General features: G+C 65.6%; 19 protein-coding genes. 6 read left to right on the top strand and 13 right to left on the bottom strand.

What is annotated here, in order from left to right:
* Nucleotides 1-43 precede the first annotated feature (43 nt).
* Entirely contained in the window at nucleotides 44-1,369 is a 1,326-nt protein-coding gene (locus AB0L82_RS01680; protein ID WP_364629423.1) for a hypothetical protein, read from the bottom strand.
* Nucleotides 1,370-1,464: 95 nt separating this feature from the next.
* Here AB0L82_RS01680 and AB0L82_RS01675 point away from each other — a divergent pair, with 95 nt between their 5' ends.
* The 3 genes from AB0L82_RS01675 (at nucleotide 1,465) to AB0L82_RS01665 (ending at nucleotide 3,378) form a co-directional block, all read left to right on the top strand.
* Nucleotides 1,465-2,019 carry a hypothetical protein gene (locus AB0L82_RS01675; RefSeq protein WP_364629420.1) on the top strand — a complete coding sequence of 185 codons (555 nt, stop codon included), beginning with the start codon at nucleotides 1,465-1,467 and terminating at the stop codon, nucleotides 2,017-2,019.
* 166 nt (nucleotides 2,020-2,185) lie between these two features.
* Entirely contained in the window at nucleotides 2,186-2,791 is a 606-nt protein-coding gene (locus tag AB0L82_RS01670) for an ATP-dependent Clp protease proteolytic subunit (protein ID WP_364629417.1), read from the top strand.
* On the top strand, nucleotides 2,788-3,378 hold the full coding sequence (locus tag AB0L82_RS01665) for an ATP-dependent Clp protease proteolytic subunit (RefSeq protein ID WP_364629414.1): 591 nt from the start codon (nucleotides 2,788-2,790) through the stop codon (nucleotides 3,376-3,378). Before AB0L82_RS01670 ends, AB0L82_RS01665 begins: the two co-directional genes overlap by 4 nt.
* 271 nt (nucleotides 3,379-3,649) lie before the next feature.
* On the opposite strand, the gene AB0L82_RS01660 is transcribed toward AB0L82_RS01665, so the two are convergent.
* The 5 genes from AB0L82_RS01660 to AB0L82_RS01640 form a co-directional block, all read right to left on the bottom strand.
* The gene (locus AB0L82_RS01660; RefSeq protein ID WP_364632717.1) at nucleotides 3,650-3,985 is read right to left on the bottom strand and encodes a helix-turn-helix transcriptional regulator; all 336 of its coding nucleotides are present in this window, start codon (nucleotides 3,983-3,985) and stop codon (nucleotides 3,650-3,652) included.
* A gap of 347 nt (nucleotides 3,986-4,332) precedes the next feature.
* Complete coding sequence (locus tag AB0L82_RS01655) at nucleotides 4,333-4,776, bottom strand: DUF5130 domain-containing protein (protein ID WP_364629411.1); 444 nt, start codon at nucleotides 4,774-4,776, stop codon at nucleotides 4,333-4,335.
* A gap of 10 nt (nucleotides 4,777-4,786) precedes the next feature.
* The gene (locus AB0L82_RS01650) at nucleotides 4,787-5,068 is read right to left on the bottom strand and encodes a hypothetical protein (protein ID WP_364629408.1); all 282 of its coding nucleotides are present in this window, start codon (nucleotides 5,066-5,068) and stop codon (nucleotides 4,787-4,789) included.
* A 77-nt stretch (nucleotides 5,069-5,145) separates the two neighbouring features.
* Nucleotides 5,146-6,741, bottom strand: coding sequence for a glycoside hydrolase family 13 protein (locus AB0L82_RS01645; protein ID WP_364632715.1), 1,596 nt, complete (start codon nucleotides 6,739-6,741; stop codon nucleotides 5,146-5,148).
* A gap of 178 nt (nucleotides 6,742-6,919) precedes the next feature.
* Complete coding sequence (locus AB0L82_RS01640; RefSeq protein ID WP_364629405.1) at nucleotides 6,920-7,324, bottom strand: globin; 405 nt, start codon at nucleotides 7,322-7,324, stop codon at nucleotides 6,920-6,922.
* A 235-nt stretch (nucleotides 7,325-7,559) separates the two neighbouring features.
* Here AB0L82_RS01640 and AB0L82_RS01635 point away from each other — a divergent pair, with 235 nt between their 5' ends.
* The gene (locus tag AB0L82_RS01635; RefSeq protein ID WP_364629402.1) at nucleotides 7,560-8,255 is read left to right on the top strand and encodes an HNH endonuclease; all 696 of its coding nucleotides are present in this window, start codon (nucleotides 7,560-7,562) and stop codon (nucleotides 8,253-8,255) included.
* An 18-nt stretch (nucleotides 8,256-8,273) separates the two neighbouring features.
* On the opposite strand, the gene AB0L82_RS01630 is transcribed toward AB0L82_RS01635, so the two are convergent.
* Nucleotides 8,274-8,846: an XRE family transcriptional regulator gene (locus AB0L82_RS01630; RefSeq protein ID WP_364629400.1), complete on the bottom strand. Its 573-nt coding sequence runs from the start codon at nucleotides 8,844-8,846 to the stop codon at nucleotides 8,274-8,276.
* Between the two features lie 202 nt (nucleotides 8,847-9,048).
* Here AB0L82_RS01630 and AB0L82_RS01625 point away from each other — a divergent pair, with 202 nt between their 5' ends.
* Nucleotides 9,049-9,840, top strand: coding sequence for an AzlC family ABC transporter permease (locus AB0L82_RS01625; protein WP_364629398.1), 792 nt, complete (start codon nucleotides 9,049-9,051; stop codon nucleotides 9,838-9,840).
* A 96-nt stretch (nucleotides 9,841-9,936) separates the two neighbouring features.
* A complete protein-coding gene (locus AB0L82_RS01620) occupies nucleotides 9,937-10,254 on the top strand; it encodes an AzlD domain-containing protein (protein WP_364629395.1) in 318 nt (105 codons plus the stop codon).
* Nucleotides 10,255-10,262: 8 nt separating this feature from the next.
* On the opposite strand, the gene AB0L82_RS01615 is transcribed toward AB0L82_RS01620, so the two are convergent.
* From AB0L82_RS01615 to AB0L82_RS01590, 6 genes are all read right to left on the bottom strand, one after another.
* Nucleotides 10,263-10,994: a dienelactone hydrolase family protein gene (locus AB0L82_RS01615; RefSeq protein WP_364629392.1), complete on the bottom strand. Its 732-nt coding sequence runs from the start codon at nucleotides 10,992-10,994 to the stop codon at nucleotides 10,263-10,265.
* Between the two features lie 92 nt (nucleotides 10,995-11,086).
* Nucleotides 11,087-11,791 (bottom strand): hypothetical protein, encoded by a 705-nt coding sequence (locus tag AB0L82_RS01610; RefSeq protein ID WP_364629389.1) that lies wholly within the window; start codon nucleotides 11,789-11,791, stop codon nucleotides 11,087-11,089.
* Nucleotides 11,776-12,222: a thioesterase family protein gene (locus tag AB0L82_RS01605; RefSeq protein WP_364629386.1), complete on the bottom strand. Its 447-nt coding sequence runs from the start codon at nucleotides 12,220-12,222 to the stop codon at nucleotides 11,776-11,778. The genes AB0L82_RS01610 and AB0L82_RS01605 overlap by 16 nt, the downstream gene beginning before the upstream one ends.
* A gap of 14 nt (nucleotides 12,223-12,236) precedes the next feature.
* The gene (locus AB0L82_RS01600; RefSeq protein ID WP_364629384.1) at nucleotides 12,237-17,138 is read right to left on the bottom strand and encodes an NAD-glutamate dehydrogenase; all 4,902 of its coding nucleotides are present in this window, start codon (nucleotides 17,136-17,138) and stop codon (nucleotides 12,237-12,239) included.
* Between the two features lie 442 nt (nucleotides 17,139-17,580).
* Entirely contained in the window at nucleotides 17,581-19,257 is a 1,677-nt protein-coding gene (ettA, locus tag AB0L82_RS01595; protein WP_364629381.1) for an energy-dependent translational throttle protein EttA, read from the bottom strand.
* Nucleotides 19,258-19,267: 10 nt separating this feature from the next.
* Complete coding sequence (locus AB0L82_RS01590; protein ID WP_364629379.1) at nucleotides 19,268-19,714, bottom strand: single-stranded DNA-binding protein; 447 nt, start codon at nucleotides 19,712-19,714, stop codon at nucleotides 19,268-19,270.
* Between the last annotated feature and the right edge of the window lie 45 nt (nucleotides 19,715-19,759).

Raw genomic sequence — 19,759 nt, 5'->3', positions numbered from 1 at the left:
TACCGCAGCCTCTTTCGCCCCCGCGCGAAAGGGGCTGCGGGCGTTACTCACCCATGTGATGACGTTGCTCCCACAGCTTGGCCTTTGCAAATGCTTCGTGGACGTCGTATGCCGAAACATGCACTCGCATGGACTGATCCGCTGTTCCGCCCGGTGATCTCGACGGGGCACGGACCTTGGTCAGGGCGGTGGCCACCATCGTCTCCATCTGGTGCGCATATTTCGCCATATAGGTCGGATCATCGTTGATTGCCTTCAGCAATGGCCGGTTCGCGCTCGCGGACGCGGCATTGACGACGAATTCACCGTCGGACAGGAAGGCGGGAATCTTGTCACCGATCGATGACCCCGGGCCTCGGACATCACCGCCCTGCGCGAACCAGACCTTCAAATAGTCTGATAACCAAGGCTTTTGGCGCCACGGCTGGATAGTCAGCGGACCGCCTTCCTGCCACGCCTGCAGTGATTTGTAGCCGTCGTCCACATTCCCGATCGGCCGCCCGTCGGCGCCGACGACCGCGGACCTGGAACGCAGCCCCGAAGTGCCATAATCCTGGAACTGCCTGCCCAGCCCCAGTTCATGCGCCCTGCCGATATTGTTGTTGATTACGATCTTTTCTTTCGAACCGTATCCGGCATCGTCGGTGGGAGTCTGATTGAATTTCTCGAAATCCCAGACGTGGATACCGTAGTCCATGGTGTATTTCACCGGGCCATCCGGATTCGCCGGATCCACCGGGGTGACCACGATTCTGCCGGTGGCGCCCGTGTGGAACTTGCCCAGCGAATCGTGAATATCGTGTCCGGTGCCCGAAAGATCGTTCCTGTTCTGATCGTCCTGCTCCACGGTCGTGTTCATCCACGGCACCACGACATTCTGCTGCTGTCCGTACAGCGAATGATCGGTGCGTGCACGCGTGATCGCATCGGCGACTTCATCATTCAGACCACGCTGGTAGACGGTCCCGGGCGCTCCGGGCGTATCGCTGCTATGCCACTTTCCGTCGACCAGTTCTATCCACTGACCGTGGTTGATGGTGTTCTGCACCGAGGGCGCGTGGATAATCCGGTCCATTTGACGATCGCTGAAGACATAGTCCGTACCGAGCGTTCCGCCCTCATCCTTACCGAGGTATCGCCTGAGCAGTGACGCGGCGAGCGGTTCCTTCATCGAATCGAAGTATCCGAGTGCCACGGCGGCGCCGTCATTGATGCGGTCGCGCCAATCCTGGGTCTGCGGCACGCTGTTGAAGGCCGGTTGCTGGTCCACCCCGGTTTCGCCGCCGGATGCGTCATCGGGAACCGCCATTGCCGGCATCCCGGGCAGCGGGTTCGGCAGCGGAGTGCCGGGTATCGGATGGTCGGTCACTGACGTATCTCCATGTTCTTCGGTATCGCGGTGCGGATATGGTTGCGGCACAGACGGTTCGGTTGCAGAATCGCGGCGTGGGATCAGCGGGCTCGGTGCGAAGAGCACAGTGGGGGTTGGCGGCCTTCGCCTGCGCCGTTTTGGTCGTGTGGGTCGGCCTGCTGGTGCAGGATCGATGGTTCAATCCGCAGCGGCCGCTCGCGGACGTTCGGGAGGCACTGACTTTCACCGGGGAGGTCAGCGGAGAGCTGAATCTCGGCGTGAACGTGCACCGTTCGGAGATTTCGCTTCCGCCCCTGATGGCGACGCAATGCGCCGGTGCGAGCAATAGTTGGGTCAGCATCGTGGGGAGTGTGGGGACTCGGAAGGTGGTGCTCGAGATCGTGATTCCCACCGATGCGCAAGGGCCGCCGCCGGGGTCACGGCAACTCGCAGCGACCAACGCCCGGCTGTACATCCCCGGCGGCATGGAATCCATGGGCCGAGTCATGCGATATCTGCCCGGACAGCGCACCGATCCACCGGGAACCATCACCGTCGACGCGGACCGGCAGAGCGGATCAATGGATGTCTGGTTCTCCCAAAACCCTACGGCTGCAAGCGAACAGGATACTGCGACACACGTCGTAGGGCACTGGCGCTGCCGCTGACGGACATAGCGCCGAAGCGCAAGCGTAGTCGCCAGGACGTGACGGGCCGGGCTCGGTGACCAACACCAGCCGACGCCAGAAGGCGGTTCGACGCGGGCTGCTGTGAGCGGATCCGCTGTGGGCAGCACCGGCGGAAATCGCGGTGCCGGTGCGGCACGGTGGAGTCATGGCACAGGATGAGAAGACGCCGATGTTCAACTGGCGCACACGGGAACAGCTCTTCGCCAAGCGGATTCTGGTGCTGGACGGTGGGCTCGACGATGACAACGGGTCGCTGTTGATGACGCAGTTGTTGCAGCTGGCGGCAGAGGATCCCGAGACGGGGATCTCGCTGTGGATTCATTCGCCGGGCGGGTCGGTGCCCGCGATGCTCGCCATACGGGATGTGATGCGGTTGGTGCCGTGCGATGTTTCCACGCTTGCGCTCGGATTGGCTTGCAGTGCAGGGCAATTCCTGCTCTCCTCGGGGACTCCGGGGAAGCGGTTCGCACTGCCGCACGCGCGGATCCTCATGCATCAGGGGTCGGCCGGTATCGGCGGCAGCGCGGTCGAGGTGGAGGTGCAGGCCGATGATCTGCGCTACACCGTGCAGACCGTGCTCGGGCTGATCGCACAGGACACCGGTCAGCCGTTCGACCAGATCTACGAGGACTCGCTGCACGATCGGTGGTTCACCGCGACCCAGGCCAAGGAATACGGGTTCATCGACGAGATCGTCGAATCCTTCTGGCAGATCATCCCGCAGAAGCAGAAGATGGGAATCTCGGCATGAGCAGCTACACCATCCCCAATGTGATCGCCCAGCATCCGCGCGGCGAGCGCATCATGGACGTCTACTCGCATCTGCTGGCCGAGCGCATCGTATACCTGGGCACCCCAATAGATTCCGGCGTCGCCAACGCGCTGATCGCCCAACTCCTGCATCTCGAGGCCGACAGCCCGGGCCAGGAGATCAACCTGTACGTCAACTGCGAGGGCGGCGACCTGACCGCCATGCTCGCGGTCTACGACACCATGCAGCACATCTCGGCTCCCGTGGCGACAACCTGTGTGGGACAGGCGATCGCGGTCGGCGCGGTACTGCTGTCGGGCGGCGCGAAGGGGATGCGCACCATGCTCCCGCACGCCCGCGTTGTCCTGCACCAGCCTGCCATCAGCGGCCGCGGCACCATCCCCGACCTGATCATCCAGGCCGACGAAGTGGTGCGCCTGCGCGGCCAGGTCGAGGACATCCTCTCCCTGCACACCGGCCAACCCCTGGAAACCCTCCGCCGCGATACCGACCGCGACCGCGTCTTCACCCCCGAAGCCGCCCTCGCCTACGGCCTCGTAGACCGAATCCTGGACCCCCGAGCCTGATTTCACCGCCCATCGGGCGCGACGAGGAAGCGGCGCAGCCCCGCGCTCCGCGCACCACCAGCGGAGCACGGGGTATACCGCGCACCCGAGGGCGGCGAAGCAGACTGCCACGACGTCACCGACGATCCAAGCACGAAGGCCGGAGTAGCGAGCGAGGGCAGAAACGGCGATGGCCGATCGAATGAACCGGCCGCCGCGTTGCGAAAGCGCTTTGACCGCTCCCTGTCGAATACCCCTGCCTCCTACCGAAGTCGAGGTTGCCGACGGCGGGTCAGGCGGCCAGGAGCAAGGCGTTGTATGCCTGGGCGGTCGGACGCTGGACCGGCGCGGGGCGCGGGGTGGCGGGGATGGCGGCCAGGCGCTGGCGGCGCAGGGCGTTGGCTACCTGTTCGGTGAGGCCGATCAGATCGGTGCCGAGGGCACCGGCCAGGGCGGCGATCATTTCGCTGGAGGGTTCCTTGCGGCCGCGCTCCACCTCGGAGAGGTACTGCGGTGAGATGCCCGCGCGCCCAGCCGTTTCGACGAGTTTCTCGCCGTTCGCCTGACGCATGGCCCGCAGTTCCGCGCCGAGCACTTCGCGCCAGAGCGGTTCGCGGACCGCGCGCAGGGTGCGAGGCTGCTCGTTCGGGCGGCGGGATTCGGGACGTTTCCCGGGGTCACCGGCGACCGGTTGCAGCGCCGGGCGGGTCAGTTCACCGCGCGCCTCGCCTCCGGCTTGCGGGCGTTCGGTTTCGGACCGCTCGGCAAGTCCGCCGGGGATGGAATGGAGACGCGGCAGCTCGGACATGGTCCGAGCGTAAGTCCGCGACGCGCGGCGGCGCGCTTCGTTCTGCTCTGAGCAGAACGAAGCAGCGCACCCCTTCCCTCTACGGGCACCGGACATGCCGGGGCGCGGAGACGGAAGGGGTGCGAAAGGGTCCGGCGTCGCGCGTATTCGCGACGCCGGTGCGAATGTCAGACGCGGCCGATGGCGGCGGCCATGACGCGCACCGCGGAGACCAGGCCGTCGATGAGATCGCCCTGGCGGAAGGAACTCTGGGCGGCGGTGGAACCGAGCTGGCAGACGCGATCGTTGGCGCGCTCGGCGACATCGCGGCCGGAGCGGACCTCGACGGCGCGGGCGTTCGGGTCGACGGCGATCAGCACCGAGCGAGCCGCCTCGGGGGTACCGGGGAAGACCGCGTCCGCGCCGGCGCCGGAATCCGCGCCGAGATCACCGATGAAGATGTTGAACCGCACCTTGGTGGCACGGGTGGCATCGGTGAGCGCGTTATCCATGAGCAGGCGCTCGTGATCGGTGAACGGCACCTCGCTGAACACATCACCGGCCTCGTGCACGCCGGAGACGCGCCCGCTGACGGTGACGGCGTAGCCGTGCGGTAGCTCGGCCTCGTTCACAGCGGGCCAATTAGAACTTGCCACTTGCCCGGCCTCCGATCAGGTCCGCCGCGGCGGATTCGATAGCAGCATGGTTGCCATGCGATGACTCAGCATTGTCGTGATGACCGGAACCGGTCACCTCGTCCGTCGCGCTCCACAGCACGGGAGGCTGGGTCCACTTGGCGCCCAGCGCGAAGTGGTCCGGCTTCTTGCCGGGCAGCGGCTTACCGAGGAACGACAATCCGGCGATCACCAAATAGATCGCAAGCGGGATGCCGACGTAGATCAGCACTGTCTGGAGAATGCTCACAGCCCAACGGTAATCGATGCCCGGATCGTCGCGACCGACCGGTGAGCGTGTGCGCGCACGTGTCGTCGTGATTCAGCTCAAACAAGCCAGGCAGTCGAGTTTGCCGGAAGTTTTCCAGCGCTAATCGGAGCGCTCGTCAGCAACACCTCACCCGCGGGCAGACTAATCGCCGCATCTGTGGCATTGAGCACACACAGCAGCCCGCCTTCGCGCCGAAATGCCAAGCAACCGGGCGGACTTCCGTACCACTCCAGTCCGGGCCCGATGAATTCCTTTCGCTCGGCCCGCAATTCGATCGCCATCCGATACAGCGACAGCATGGAGTCCAAACGCTCCAACTGTTTTTCCACCGTCACCCCCGCCCACTGCGGCGGCATCGGCAACCACGGCGTCCCCGAGGTGAATCCGAACGGCGGCCGCTCCCCCTCCCAGGGCAGCGGCACCCGGCAGCCGTCCCGCCCGCGCTGGGTATGCCCGGAACGCTCCCAGGTCGGATCCTGCAGCGCCTCCTCGGGCAGATCGTCGACATTGGGCAGACCCAATTCCGCACCGTTGTAGATGAATACGCTGCCCGGCAGCGCCAACTCCAGCATGATCATGGCCCGCGCCCGAGCCTGCCCCAGCGCCCCGCCGCCGTACCGGCTGACCTCGCGCTCGACATCGTGATTGGACAGCGTCCAGGTCGGACTCGCACCGACCGCCGCGACCGCGCGCAGCGAATTGTCCACAGCGTCACGGATTCTGTCGGGATGGAACGGCGTCTCCGCTAATCGGAAATTGAATGCCAGATGTAGCTCATCGGGACGGACGTATTCGCCGAATCTGATGTTGTCGTCGACCCACACCTCACCGATGGACACCGCGTTCGGATATTCGTCCATAACCCGGCGCAGGCGGCGGTGAATCTCATGCACGCCCGGATTGTTGAAGCGCGGATCATCATCGTCGTGCACCACCAAATGGTCATCGCCGATGGGCCGGGTGGGCAGTTCCATATCGGGTAGACCAGCGGGTTTGGCCATTCCGTGCGCGACGTCGATACGGAATCCGTCGACGCCGCGATTCAGCCAGAACCGGATGGTCTGCTCGAAATCCGCTGCCACCTCCGGATTCTCCCAATTCAGATCCGGCTGTTCCGGCGCGAACAGATGCAGATACCACTGCCCGGGTCTGCCATCGGCCTCGATGACGCGGGTCCAGGCCGGGCCGCCGAAGATACCGGGCCAATTGTTCGGCGGCACACTGCCATCCGGCCCGCGCCCGTCCCGGAACCAGTAGCGGGCGCGCTCGGGGCTCCCCGGTGCGGACGCCAGCGCCGCGCGGAACCAGTGATGCTGATCGCTGGTGTGATTGGGCACCAGATCCATGGTGACCCGGATATGCCGGTGGTGCGCCTCATCGATCAGATCGTCCAGCGCGGCCACCCCGCCGAACAGCGGATCGATATCGCGCGGATCGGAGACGTCGTAGCCGCCATCGGCCATGGGCGAGCGCATGACCGGGCAGATCCACAGCGCGTCCACCCCCAGCAACTCCAGATAGCCGAGTTTGTCGCGCAATCCGCGCAGGTCACCGACGCCGTCACCACCGGAGTCCGCGAACGAGCGCGGATACACCTGATAGAACACCGCGGATCGCCACCACGGCGGCTGCGGAAACAGCGCATCCGGCACGGCGGAAGGAACAGCGCCGGGCACGGCGGCGAAGTTGTCGGTCACAGCCGTAATGGTGCCTCAGCCCGCCGACACTCGAGGGGGTGACGACGACACTTGTCCAGATTCAGCAAATGATCAGCGGGCGAGCCGTGGAACCGGAAAGGCTCTGGGGGCCTACAACTTCTGCGGCATGAATTCAGATGGGCGAGTTCATGAGCGAATTGGCGGCCATCTCGAAGTAGTCGAGCAGCTGTTTGCGGTGGGCGTCGTCGAGCAGTGCGGGCTCGATCTCGGCGACCGCGATATGCATGGCGCGCAGCCAGGCGTCACGCTCGATCGGCCCGACCTTGAAGGGGTGGTGCCGCATCCGCAAGCGTGGGTGTCCGCGCTCTTCACCGTAGGTGCGCGGGCCACCCCAATACTGCTCCAGGAACATCCGCAGGCGGCGCTCGGCGGGCCCGAGATCCGCTTCGGGGTAGAGCGGGCGCAGCACCTCATCGGCGGCCACCTCACGGTAGAAAGCGGCAACGATCCGCTCGAAGGTCGCTGCCCCGCCGACCGCCTCATAGAAGGAGGTCGCTGTCTGCTCGCCGGAAGTCACGCACCCATTGTGCCCGTCGCATCGATATCGCACGGCCCGGGGCGGGGTCTGGACGGGATGATCTTGCGGGAACGGGCTGGTCGCGGGCGGTGTTTCATACCGTCACGCGTCGTTCATCCGTTTGTGCCCGACAATGTGCGAAATCACCGTGCAATGTGCGCCGTTCCATGGTCAACTGGGTGGCAGTCTGCCGATTACCACACCATCGGACGAATACGAATTCGGGGTATAGCCCATGAAGCAGCGGCACGGCGCCCGGCACGAGGCGCGCACGCACCGACAACTCCAGCCCGCCGATGTCCACAATCGTGGGTCGGGGGCTACTCCGCTGCACATCTTGTCCGAACATTCCTATCCGGATGCGCATCATGATCATTCCGCGCATCGCCCGGCCGATGTCACTCCCGGCCTGAGCTGGAGCAAGAGTCGCGTTCTGCTCCTGAACGCCACCTATGAGCCGCTCACCGCGCTGTCCGCGCGCCGCGCCGTCGTACTGCTCATCTGCGATAAGGCGCATACCGTTCACGACAATCCCGAAGGTCCGGTCGTACATTCCGCCGGCACCTCGGTGGCGCTCCCCTCGGTGATTCGACTACGCACCTACGTGCACGTCCCCTATCGCGCCCGGGTGCCCATGACCCGCGCCGCGCTCATGCACCGAGATCGCTACCGCTGCGCGTACTGCGGCGGTAAGGCCGAGACCATCGACCACGTGATTCCGCGCAGCCGCGGCGGCGCGCACTCGTGGGAGAACTGCGTGGCCTCCTGCGCCCCCTGCAATCACCGCAAGGCCGACAAACTGCTCAGCGAATTGGGCTGGACGCTGCACCATCAACTGGTGTCCCCCAAGGGTCCGCATTGGCGACTACTCACCGCCAGTTCGGAATTGGACCCGACCTGGCTGCAGTACCTCGGCGAAGGCGCCGCCTGACACAGACGCCCACCCGATTCAGCTGTATTCGCTGACCAGCAGTGCCCAGGTGCCGGGCTCGAGCGCCTCGAACACATGCGGTGAGTCACCGGGGTAGCAGATGTAATCCCCCGGATTCAGCTCCACCGGAGCATCGGCCGGACCGACTTTCGCGCGACCACCACCGAGCACGATGTGCTCGACAACACCGTGACTGTGCGGATCCGAGTCACGCGAGTGCCCCGGCTCGGCCTTGATGCGGTAGATATCGCGCCGCGCATTGGGCGGAGAAGCCGCCAGCAGCGTCGTTCGATATTCCGACTGCGATGAGGCGAGCATCGCCCCCTCCCCCGCGCGGATCACCTGAACCATCGGCCGCGGCGGATCCAGCAGGCGCGAAAACGGGATATCCAGCGCCACGCACAGCGCCCACAAGGTCTCGATACTCGGATTTCCGGACCCCGACTCCAATTGCGAGAGAGTCGATTTCGCGATCCCCGCCTTCTTCGCCACCTCGGTCAGCGAGAGCCCGGCGCGGGCGCGCTCGCGGCGTAGGGCAGCGGCGATCGCCTCTTGCGGAGACGCGGCGGAAGGGCTGTCGGACACGGTCATATCGGCTTCACACAGTACCGGCGCGGGACCGGGAACACGACTCCGGCCACGCGGGTCCGGCGTACAGGTGCGACGGGGTTTCCAACGCCGGATCGAACTACACCCCGAATAAATCGCCTGGTCATGGACATGACGACATGGCCGAACGTCGGCAACGGGAATCCTTTGACTTAGCGAACGAGATGCGTTCACTATAGACGGCATGCGTTCGATATGGCGAACACTCGATCGGGGTGTACTGACGGGAATAGCGGCGATCTGCCTGGCGGTCGCCATGATCGGCGTGTCATACGGCGCGACGGCCGTGACCGCCGGATTCCCCACCTGGCTACCCATGCTGCTGAGCGTGGCCGTGGTCGCGGGCGGATCCGAATTCGTCTTCCTGGGCATTCTGACCGCAGGCGGCAGCCTGATCGCGGCCGTGCTGGCCGGACTGCTCGTCAACGCCCGGCACGTACCGTACGGGCTGTCCGTACCCGACGTCGTCGGCACCGGCTGGCGGCGGCTCATCGGCACCCATGTCATGAACGACGAATCGGTCGCCATGGCCCTGGCTCAGCCCGACCGCACCCGCCGCCGCGCCGCCTACTGGCTCTGCGGCCTGGCGGTACTGGCCGCCTGGCCACTGGGGGCCGCGATCGGCGCGATGCTCGGCTCAGTCGTCCCCAACCCCAACGCCTTCGGCCTGGACGCGGTCTTCCCCGCGGTGCTCATCACCCTGGTGCTGCCCGCGCTGCGCGATCCGCTCACGCGCACCGCCGCGCTCGCCGGAGCGGCCGTCGCCGCGATCTCCGCTCCCTTCCTGGGCGCGGGCCTGCCGGTCCTGCTCGCACTGACCGCCGTACTTCTGGTCGCGAGGCGCGCGGGAGCGGTCGATCCCGCCGATACGGCCGAGCTCCCCGGAACGAACCTGCCCGCCGATCCGGCCGACACCACAGATGCGACCGGTGCCGACGCGTCCGCGTCATTGGCTTCGAGCAGCACACACACGTAAACCCCTGCGGGGCGGCACTTTTCCGGCGCGCCGGAGAGTCCGTCCCCGAACACGACGTCGACCACCACCGGAACGAATCCCGCGAGAGGGGCCGAGATGACCACCACACTGCTCACCGGAGTCATCGCACTCGCCGTGGGCACCTACGCTTTCCGCTTCGCCGGTCCGGCGTTGCGGAGTCGGGTGCAGGTGTCGCCGCGGACGGTGAAGCTGCTGGAGATCGCTTCGGTGGTGTTGCTCGCGGCATTGGCGGTCACCACGCTGGTGCCATCCGGGAGCGGCGATTTCGGGCTGGCACTACCTGCGGGTGTGCTCGCCGCCGCCGTGCTGGCGTGGCGGCGAGCACCGCTGTTGGTGGTGATTCTGGCGGCGGCAGTGATCACGTCGGGGCTGCGGATGCTCGGCGTGCACTGACGAAAGCCTCAGGCGCGCAGCAGGTTTACCAGTCGGGCCCAGGCGTCTTCGGCGTATTCGGGGCGGTACCAGTCGCGGCCGGGGTAGACGAAGCCGTGCGGGGCGTCCTCGTAGAGGATGAGTTCGTGGTCGATGTTGTTGTCGGAGAGGGCTTTTTCGAGTTCCTCGCGGGCTTCGGCGTCGATGAGCGGGTCGAGGCCGCCGAAGAACAGCAGGACCCGGCCGGTGATTCCGGCGGTGGACTCGATGGTGGGTTCCGGTGTGGAGAGCGGGATTTCGGTGTTGGTGAGCCAGCCAGGGTAGAAGGCGGCGACGACATTCAGCGGGAGCTGGGTGGCGGCGTAGTAGGCGACGTGGCCGCCCGCGCTGAAGCCGACCATGCCCACCGAGGTGGCATCGCAGCGGTTCAGTTCTTCGAGGCAGGCGGAGATGTCGGCTGTCACGCCCGCGCGATCGAGGGTGCGGAGCAGTTCCAGTCCGCGGTCGCGTCCTTCGGGAGTCCATTCCAGGGTGGCACGGGGTTCGGTGCGGTAGAACAGGTCCGGGACCAGGACCGTCACGCCCAGGGCGGCGAGGCGCTCGGCGGCCGCGAGCACCGATTCGTGCTGACCGTAGATCTCATGTCCGACAACGACTCCCGGATAGTCACCGGGGGTTTCGGGGCGGGCAAGATAGGTGGTCATCACCGCGCCGTCGATCTCGATATCGATCCATTCGGTCACGATGCCGGTATCACTCATGAGCCCAAGGTAGTTATGGCGGACACCGTCGGCCAATCGAGAAATCGATCGCTGCCATCGGCTCACCGATGGCAGCGATCATCACACGAAAGTCAGTGCGAGAGCAGCGGAATCGCGGGACCGCGACGGCGGGCCACCGAACCGTAGCGCGCGTCCAGGCGCAGCCAGGTGCGGGCGGCCCGCACCCGCACGATCTCATCGACCGAAATGCGGCGCGAATCGGTCTTCTCGCCACCGTGCGGGATGAAATCCATTGCGGCCAAAGCGAAAACGACACGCATGGGCACCTCGACCTCTTCCCCCGCGCCGGAGACGGTGAGCACCGTCTGATCCAGCAGCGAAGCGGGCGGGCCGTGGCTGGACCCGTGCTCCTGCGCCAATTCCGCACCGCGCTCGGCCAATTCGACGAGCATGCGGGCGGGTATGTCATCGATGTGCACGAAACCCGATTCGGGCGGCAGCGCACTGCGCCAGGCCGAATCCATGGCGTAGCCGAGCGGGAACGGCTGCGCCGAGCCCGGCCCGTGCAGTCCGGCCAGCACGGCGTCACCGAGTACGGTCACATCGTCGGTGCCGAGTTCGGCAACCACGGTGCGCACCGCCAGCGCCTCGAAACCGGTTCCGGCCCAGGCGGAGACATAGCGATCCCCGCGCCGGCGCAGCCGAATGACCGCGCCCGGATCCAATCGCACCGCATGGGTGATGAAGGCGGCCAGATTCTCGCGTTCCGCGGGATCTGGAATATGCAGGGTCTGTTCGCCGAACGTCACTGTGGTCGGGCTCAGTCGGCCAGCCACAGCGACAGATAATCCCGTTCCGCGGTGTCCAGGCGGCGTAGTCGCTGGGTGTCGATATCGAAGGCGGCGAGCTGGGTGGAGGCGATCACCGCGGGCGGGGAGGCCGGATCCGCACCAGCGGCCCGCACCTCGTAGCCGACGGTGAAGTCGACCGCGCGCATGCGATCGATCCACATGGACACATCCAGTGGCGAATCCTCATGCCGCAGCTGACCCTTGTACTGCACGCGCAGATCCGCGAGCACGCAGCCGGAGCGCAACCGCACGGTGGGCCGGTCATCGGTGAACAACCAGGGGATGCGAGCCTCCTCCAGCAGGGTCACCATGCGCGCATGGTTGATGTGCTGGAAGGCGTCCATATCGGACCAGCGCACCTCGACCCTGGTGTGGAAGCGGGCGGGTTGCGCCTGCGTCTTGCCCTGGTCACTCAATGAACCGACACTCGTCAACGCGGTACCTCCGATTGGGCGCCCACCCCGCTCACCATGCTGCGTACCTGTCGCGCCGCAACGGACAGCGTGGCCAGGTCGTGGGTTCCGGATTCGAACAGTTCCGACAGGGCGGCGCGGGCGCGACCCAGACGGGACTGATTTTTCGACTCCCAGTATGCAATTTTCTCCTCGGCCGTCTCCTCCGGGTCACCGGCGGAGAGCACATCGAGGGTCAGCGAGCGCAGTGAACCGTACATATCGTCGCGCAGAGCGAGCCGGGCGAGCGCATGCCAGCGATCACCGCGCTCCAGGTGGCTGACCGCCTGCAACAGCCAATCGATCTTGAGGTGATCGTTGAGCGCGTAGTACAGCGCACCCACCTCCTCACCCGAGCGATCGGTGATATCGGCGATATCGATCACATCGAGCAGCGGGAAGAGATTCAGCAGCCCGAACACCTCGGCCGCCAACTCCGACGGCGCGCCCTGGGCCATGATCGCCCGAGACTGCTCGTTGAGCGTGTCGATGTGATGGCCGCGCAGCCAGCCCGACACCTTGGGCGAGAGCTGGCGCACCTCCTGCGCGTACCGGTGGATCTCCGCGCCGACCGCGATGGGCTGCGGCCGGTTGTTGAGCAGCCAGCGCGAGGCGCGATCCAGGGTGCGCTTGGTCTCGAGTTCGAGCGCGTCCTTCATCCCGGTCGAGATATCGGCGGCGCGAATGCGATCCCAGGTGGTGTGCAGTCCGAAGATCTGGGTTGCGGCGGTGAAGGCGCGCACCGCGTCCGAGGCCGTCGCGCCGATCTCTTCATTGAGCCGATGCGCGTAGGTGATGCCGCCCAGATCCACCATCTCGTTGATCAGCATGGTGGTGGTGATCTCGCGGCGCAGCCGGTGCTTCTTGATGGCCGCGCCGAAGCGGGTGCGCAGCGGTGTCGGGAAGTACTGCGGCAGCCGCGCGGAGAAGTGCGCGCTGTCCGGCAGATCGCTGGCCAGCAGATCGGTCTTGAGCGAAAGCTTCACGTGCGCCATGAGATTGGACAGTTCCGGCGAGGTGAGACCCGTGCCCTGCTCCTGCCGCGACTTCATCTCGGCATCGCTGGGCAGCGCCTCGAGTTCGCGGTCCAGGCCGCGGCGAGTCTCCAGTTCCTCGATCACGCGCTGGTGCACGTTCAGCATGCGCGGAGCCTCGGCCCGGGACATGCCCATGAGGTAGTTCTGGGAGACGTTGTCGCGCAGGACGAGTGCGGCGACCTCATCGGTCATCGAGGCCAGCAGCGGATTGCGCTCGGCGGGCAGCAACTGACCCGCCGACACCACACCGTCGAGCAGCACCTTGATATTGACCTCGTGGTCCGAGCAGTCCACGCCCGCGGAATTGTCCAGCGCGTCGGTGTTCATCTTGCCGCCGAGACGGCAGAACTCGATGCGGCCCAGGGCCGTCGCACCCAGGTTGCCGCCCTCGCCGATCACCTTGACGCGCAATTCATTCGCGCTCACCCGGATCGCGTCATTGGACTTATCGCCCACTTCGGCATTGGTCTCGGTGCTGGCCTTGATGTAGGTGCCGATACCGCCGTTCCAGAGCAGACCCACCGGTGAGGTGAGAATGGCGCGCATCAATTCCGGCGGGGACAGCGCGGTGATATCGGCGGCCAGGCCGAGCACCTCGCGAACCTGCGCGCTGATCGGAATGGATTTCACGGTGCGGTCGAAAACGCCGCCGCCCTCGCTGATCAGCGAGCGATCGTAATCCGCCCAGGACGAACGGGGCAGTGCGAACATGCGCTCGCGTTCGACGAACGCGCGTTCGGCGTCGGGATTGGGATCCAGGAAGATATTGCGGTGGTCGAACGCGGCCACCAGGCGGATATGCCGGGACAGCAGCATGCCGTTGCCGAACACATCGCCACTCATATCGCCGACACCGACGACGGTGAAATCCGTTGTCTGAGTGTCGATATCCATCTCGGCGAAATGCCGCTTCACCGATTCCCACGCGCCGCGGGCGGTAATGCCCATGGCCTTGTGGTCATAACCCACCGAACCACCGGAGGCGAACGCATCGCCCAGCCAGAAGCCGTACTGGTTCGCCACATCATTGGCGATATCGGAGAAGGTGGCGGTGCCCTTGTCCGCGGCGACCACCAGGTAGGTGTCATCGTCATCGAGGCGGCGCACCCGCGCGGGCGGAATCACCTGTCCGGTAGCGCGATCCACATTGTCGGTGACATCGAGCAGACCGGAGATGAAGGTGCGATAGCAGGCCACGCCCTCGTTCTGCAGGGCCTGTCGATCGTTCACCGGATCGGTGGTGGCCAGCGGTGGCTGCTTCACCACGAAACCGCCCTTGGCACCGACCGGGACGATGACCGCGTTCTTCACCGCCTGTGCCTTGACCAGGCCCAGGATCTCGGTGCGGAAATCCTCCAGGCGGTCGGACCAGCGCAACCCGCCGCGCGCCACCGGACCGAAGCGCAGATGCACGCCCTCGACCCGGGGCGAGTACACGAAGATCTCGAATTGCGGTCGCGGCTTGGGCAATTCGGCGATCTCGCGCGGCTCCACCTTGAAGGAGAGGTAGTCGCGGGAGCGGCCCTCGGCATCGGTGACGTAGTAGTTGGTGCGCAGGGTGGCCTTGATGAGCCCGAGGATGGCGCGCAGGATGCGGTCGGCGTCCAGGCTCACCACCTCGTCGATGCGGTGGCGCACGGCGCCTTCCAGATCGCGGGCATGGCTCTCGTCGGCGGAATCGGGATCGAAGAGCGCGGCGAAGAGGTCGACGAACATGCGTGCGGCGTCCGGATAGGCGAGCAGCACGCGGGTGATATTGGCCTGGCTGTACGGGAATCCGGCCTGCTGCAGGTATTTCGCGTAGGCACGCAGGATGGAGACGGTGCGCCAGTGCAGATCGGCGCGCAGCACCAGTTCGTTCAGCCCGTCGGCCTCGGCGCGGCCGTACCAGAGCGCTTCGAACGCGGCGGTGAAACGCTCACGCAGACCACGAACCTGATCGTCGAGGGCGCTCAACCGCGTGGATGACTCCACCAACTCGGCGTCCATATTGCGATCGAGGGCGGCGCGCAGCAGTTCCGGGCGGGCCAGCAGGCCGAAATCGTAGACCCACTGCTCGGGACCGGAATCGAATTCCAGCTGGTGCGGGCGTTCGTCGATGACCTCGACGCCCAGGCTCTGCAGTACCGGCAGCACCTGGCTCAGCGAGATGCCGTTACCGCCGATGTAGAGGGTGAAGCGCCAGGAGCCGGGGTCGGAATCGCGGTTCCGGTACAGGTACTGGTCGATGCCGCCGTCCTGAAGACGTTGCAGCCGAACGATATCGGCGACCGCGCGGGCGGCGCCGAAATCCTCCTTGTAGCTCTCGGGCAGGGCGTCGACATAGCGCTGTACCACCGACGGATCCAGCACGGTGGAAGTCGCCACCTCATCGCGCAGATGGTCCTCCCAGGTGCGGGTGGCCTCGGCGAGCAGATGCTGGATGCGCAGCCGGTTGGGCTCATCGGTATCGGCGATCGCGCCCTCATCGGGCAGCCGCACCGTGAAATACACACTGGCGAGGTCGCTTTCGGAAACGCGCGCCGAATAGTCGATGGAGTCGCCGCCGAGCTCGTGCACCAGGATGTCCTGCATTTCCAGCCGGACCCGGGTGGTGTAGCGGTCGCGCGGCAGATACACCATGCAGGCCACGAAGCGGCCGTAGCCGTCCATCCGCATGAAGAGCCGAACCTGGCGGCGCATACCGACATTCAGCACGGCGCTGGCGGTGCGGCGCAGGGCGGCACCGTCCGAGGAGAACAGTTCGGTGCGCGGGAAGGACTGGATGACCTCGAGCATCTGCTGACCGGAGAACGAATCCAGATCGAAACCGCTGGCCTCGATGAGGGTGCGCACCCGCCGTTCGATGACGGGGATGTCCAGCACGTTCTCATGCAGGGCGGTCACGGTGAAGACGCCGATGAAGAGGTGTTCGCCTGTGACACTGCCGGATTCGTCTATTTCGGCGACGCCGACGAAGTACGGGTAGACCGCGCGATGCACGGTGGCCGGGACCAGGCCCTGGGTGAGCATGAGCAGCGGTGCGGCGCCACTGTTGTCCGGGACGCGGAAATCGGTGCCGTCCGGCGAACCCAGTACGCCCAGACCGGTTCCCGGCGCCATGACCGACTTGGCCCGGCCGTCCACCGTGCTGCGCTCATAGCGCGCGTAGCCGAGCAGGGTGAAATGACCGTCGGCGAGCCAGCGCAGCAGATTGGCGCAATCGGTGAGATCTGTTGCGGTGAACGGAGATGCGCCCGCTTTGGCGGCATTGTCGAGTTCATCGGCGACCCGGCTCTGCGCCTCGCGCATGGCCCCGGTCGCTCCGATGACCTGGCGCACATCGGTGAGTACATCGGGCAGGCCCAGCGCGACCTGCTCCAGCTGTTCACGACTGGTGGAGGGGTGCAGTTGCACGTGCATCCAGGATTCGCGCAGACCGGTGCCGCCATTGCCGTCCACCCCGTGCGGGACAGCGGTTTCCAGCCGCCCCGACGCATCGCGGGTGACCTCGAAGATGGGGTGTACGACCTCGCTGACGCTGACGCCCATGCGGCTCAGGTACGCGGTGACCGATTCGACCAGCAGCGGCATATCCTCGGTGACCAATTGGACCGCCGCGCCGAGGTCGGCGTCGTCCTCCGGGTGGTAGACACGCAGATTCGCGGTGCCGAGGGTGCGCTCGGCCGCCAGATCGATCTGGCAGCGGAAGATTTGAGTCGAAGTCACGGGGATAGCGCAGTCGGCGTCGCCCGCGTCGACGTGGCGGAAATACGCCTCCTCGAGGGATACGAGGTTGCCTCGCAACGACGCGGGCAAACTCGCAGCCCAGGCCGCGCTGGACAATTCGGACGAGACCGTCATTTCGCCAACTCCTGGGATTCGGTTCCGTAACCAAGTGACGCCGGTCCGAGAGTAGCTGGGCGGCGCATGCGCCGGGCTGAATTCCTGTCAATGCCACGACGCGTCGCACGGTTCGGGCAAACCGGGCGGTACGGCACTCGCCATACCTGACCGGAACTACCAGGTCGCGCACGACAAACCTTGCACCAAAAGACATTTCACGCAATAGGGCGTACGCGAAACTGTCGAGTTCGCTCTTCGATAGCCGTTCATCGATGGGCATGTTCATGCTCATCCGGGTGAACGGCGAGCCGTCAGTTAACGGCTGGCGGCTTACGCGCGGTGATCCCCGAACGACCCCACGCGTTTGCCGTAACTCGTCCCGCGACCGCGATCGGCCGCGGGACAAACTTGGAGACCGTGCCCCCGATCACTCGGGGCACGGCACAGTGACCGAGTCGGTCTAACCGCGAGTGAGCTTGCGGTGCGTGACCCGGTGCGGGCGAGCCGCTTCCGGACCCATGCGCTCGATCTTGTTCGCCTCGTACGCCTCGAAGTTACCCTCGAACCAGAACCACGCGGCCTCGTTGTCGTCGTTGCCCTCCCACGCCAGGATGTGCGTGCAGGTGCGGTCCAGGAACCAGCGATCGTGGGAGATGACCACCGAGCAGCCCGCGAAGTTCTCCAGCGCGTTCTCCAGCGAACCCAGGGTTTCGACGTCGAGGTCGTTGGTGGGCTCATCGAGCAGGATCAGATTGCCGCCCTGCTTGAGGGTCAGCGCCAGATTCAGGCGGTTGCGCTCACCACCGGAGAGCACACCGGCCGGCTTCTGCTGATCCGGGCCCTTGAACCCGAACGCGGAAACGTAAGCGCGCGAAGGCATTTCCTGATTGCCGACCTGAATGAAGTCCAGCCCGTCGGAAACGACCTGCCAGACATTCTTGTTCGGGTCGATACCGGAGCGGTTCTGGTCGACATAGCTCAGCTTGACCGTCTCGCCGACCTTCACGATGCCGCTGTCCGGGCTCTCCAGCCCGACAATGGTCTTGAAGAGCGTCGACTTACCGACACCGTTGGGGCCGATGACGCCGACAATGCCGTTGCGCGGCAAGGTGAACGAGAGATCCTTGATCAGAATGCGATCGCCGAAGCCCTTGTCCAGATTCTCGACCTCGACGACGACCGAGCCCAGACGCGGACCCGCGGGGATCTGAATCTCCTCGAAGTCCAACTTGCGCATCTTGTCGGCCTCGGCGGCCATTTCCTCGTAGCGGCCCAGGCGTGCCTTGTTCTTGGCCTGGCGGGCCTTGGCGCCGGAGCGGACCCAGGCCAACTCCTCCTTGAGGCGCTTCTGCAGCTTCTGATCCTTCTTGCCCTGCACCTCGAGGCGCTCGGCCTTCTTCTCCAGGTAGGTGGAGTAGTTGCCCTCGTAGGGGAAGGTGCGGCCGCGGTCGAGCTCGAGGATCCACTCCGCGACATTGTCGAGGAAGTACCGGTCGTGGGTGACGGCCAGGACGGCGCCCGGGTAGTTCGCCAGGAACTGCTCCAGCCACAGCACCGATTCGGCGTCGAGGTGGTTGGTGGGCTCATCGAGCAGCAGCAGATCGGGCTTGCTCAGCAGCAGCTTGCACAGCGCGACACGACGGCGCTCACCACCGGAGAGGTTGGTGACCGGCTCGTCCGGCGGCGGGCAGCGCAGCGCGTCCATGGCCTGCTCGAGCTGGGAGTCGACATCCCACGCATCGGCGTGGTCGAGGTACTCCTGCAGCTGGCCCATCTCTTCCATGAGCTCATCGGTGTACTCGACGCCCATGAGCTCGGCGACCTCGTTGTACCGGTCGAGCTTGACCTTGACCTCGCCGAGGCCCTCCTCGACGTTGCCGCGAACGGTCTTTTCCTCGTTGAGCTCCGGCTCCTGCATGAGGATGCCGACGGTCGCGCCCGGCGCCAGCCAGGCCTCACCGTTGTTCGGCTGGTCCAGTCCCGCCATGATCTTCAGGACACTCGACTTACCGGCGCCGTTCGGGCCGACCACACCGATCTTCGCGCCCGGAAGGAAGTTCAAGGTCACATTGTCGAGCACGACCTTGTCGCCATGCGCCTTTCGAACCTTAATCATCTGGTAAATGAACTCAGCCATATGGGCAAGCCTAACTGTGTTGGGTTGCCGGTTCTCCGGCGCGGTCGGCATCTGTGGGCGGCGCCGGCGACGCCTCGGGGCGGTCGCCGTGGCCGAAGTGTTTGCGCTGCACCGGGGCGGTGCAACGGCCCAGGTCGGGACCGAGGGCAGTGGCGCGCATCTCGAGATCGTTGCGCTCCATACCGTCTCGGGTGGTGTACTCGTTCGAGCGGAGTTGACCGTAGGCGATGACCGGGTCACCGCGCTGCAGGGACGCCTCGACACCCTCCACGAGTTTGCGCCAGCAGGTTACCGTCAAATACAGGGTGCCACCATCGACCCACTCCCCGCTAGCGGCATCGAACCGCCGGGTCGTACTGGCCAGCCGGAAACTGAGCACCTGTTCCCCATTGGGCAGTGCCCGCCGGCTCGGATGCGTGACCACCCGGCCTATCACCGCGGTATTCGCCTCGTACATCGCTGTCCCCCTTGCCGATTCAGCTCGTCTGCTGTCGTGACTCCA

The sequence above is a fragment of the Nocardia sp. NPDC052001 genome (assembly GCF_040680615.1).
GTDB lineage: Bacteria > Actinomycetota > Actinomycetes > Mycobacteriales > Mycobacteriaceae > Nocardia.
The sequence above is the reverse complement of the archived record's forward strand: the minus strand, read 5'-3'. Positions and strand labels throughout refer to the sequence as shown.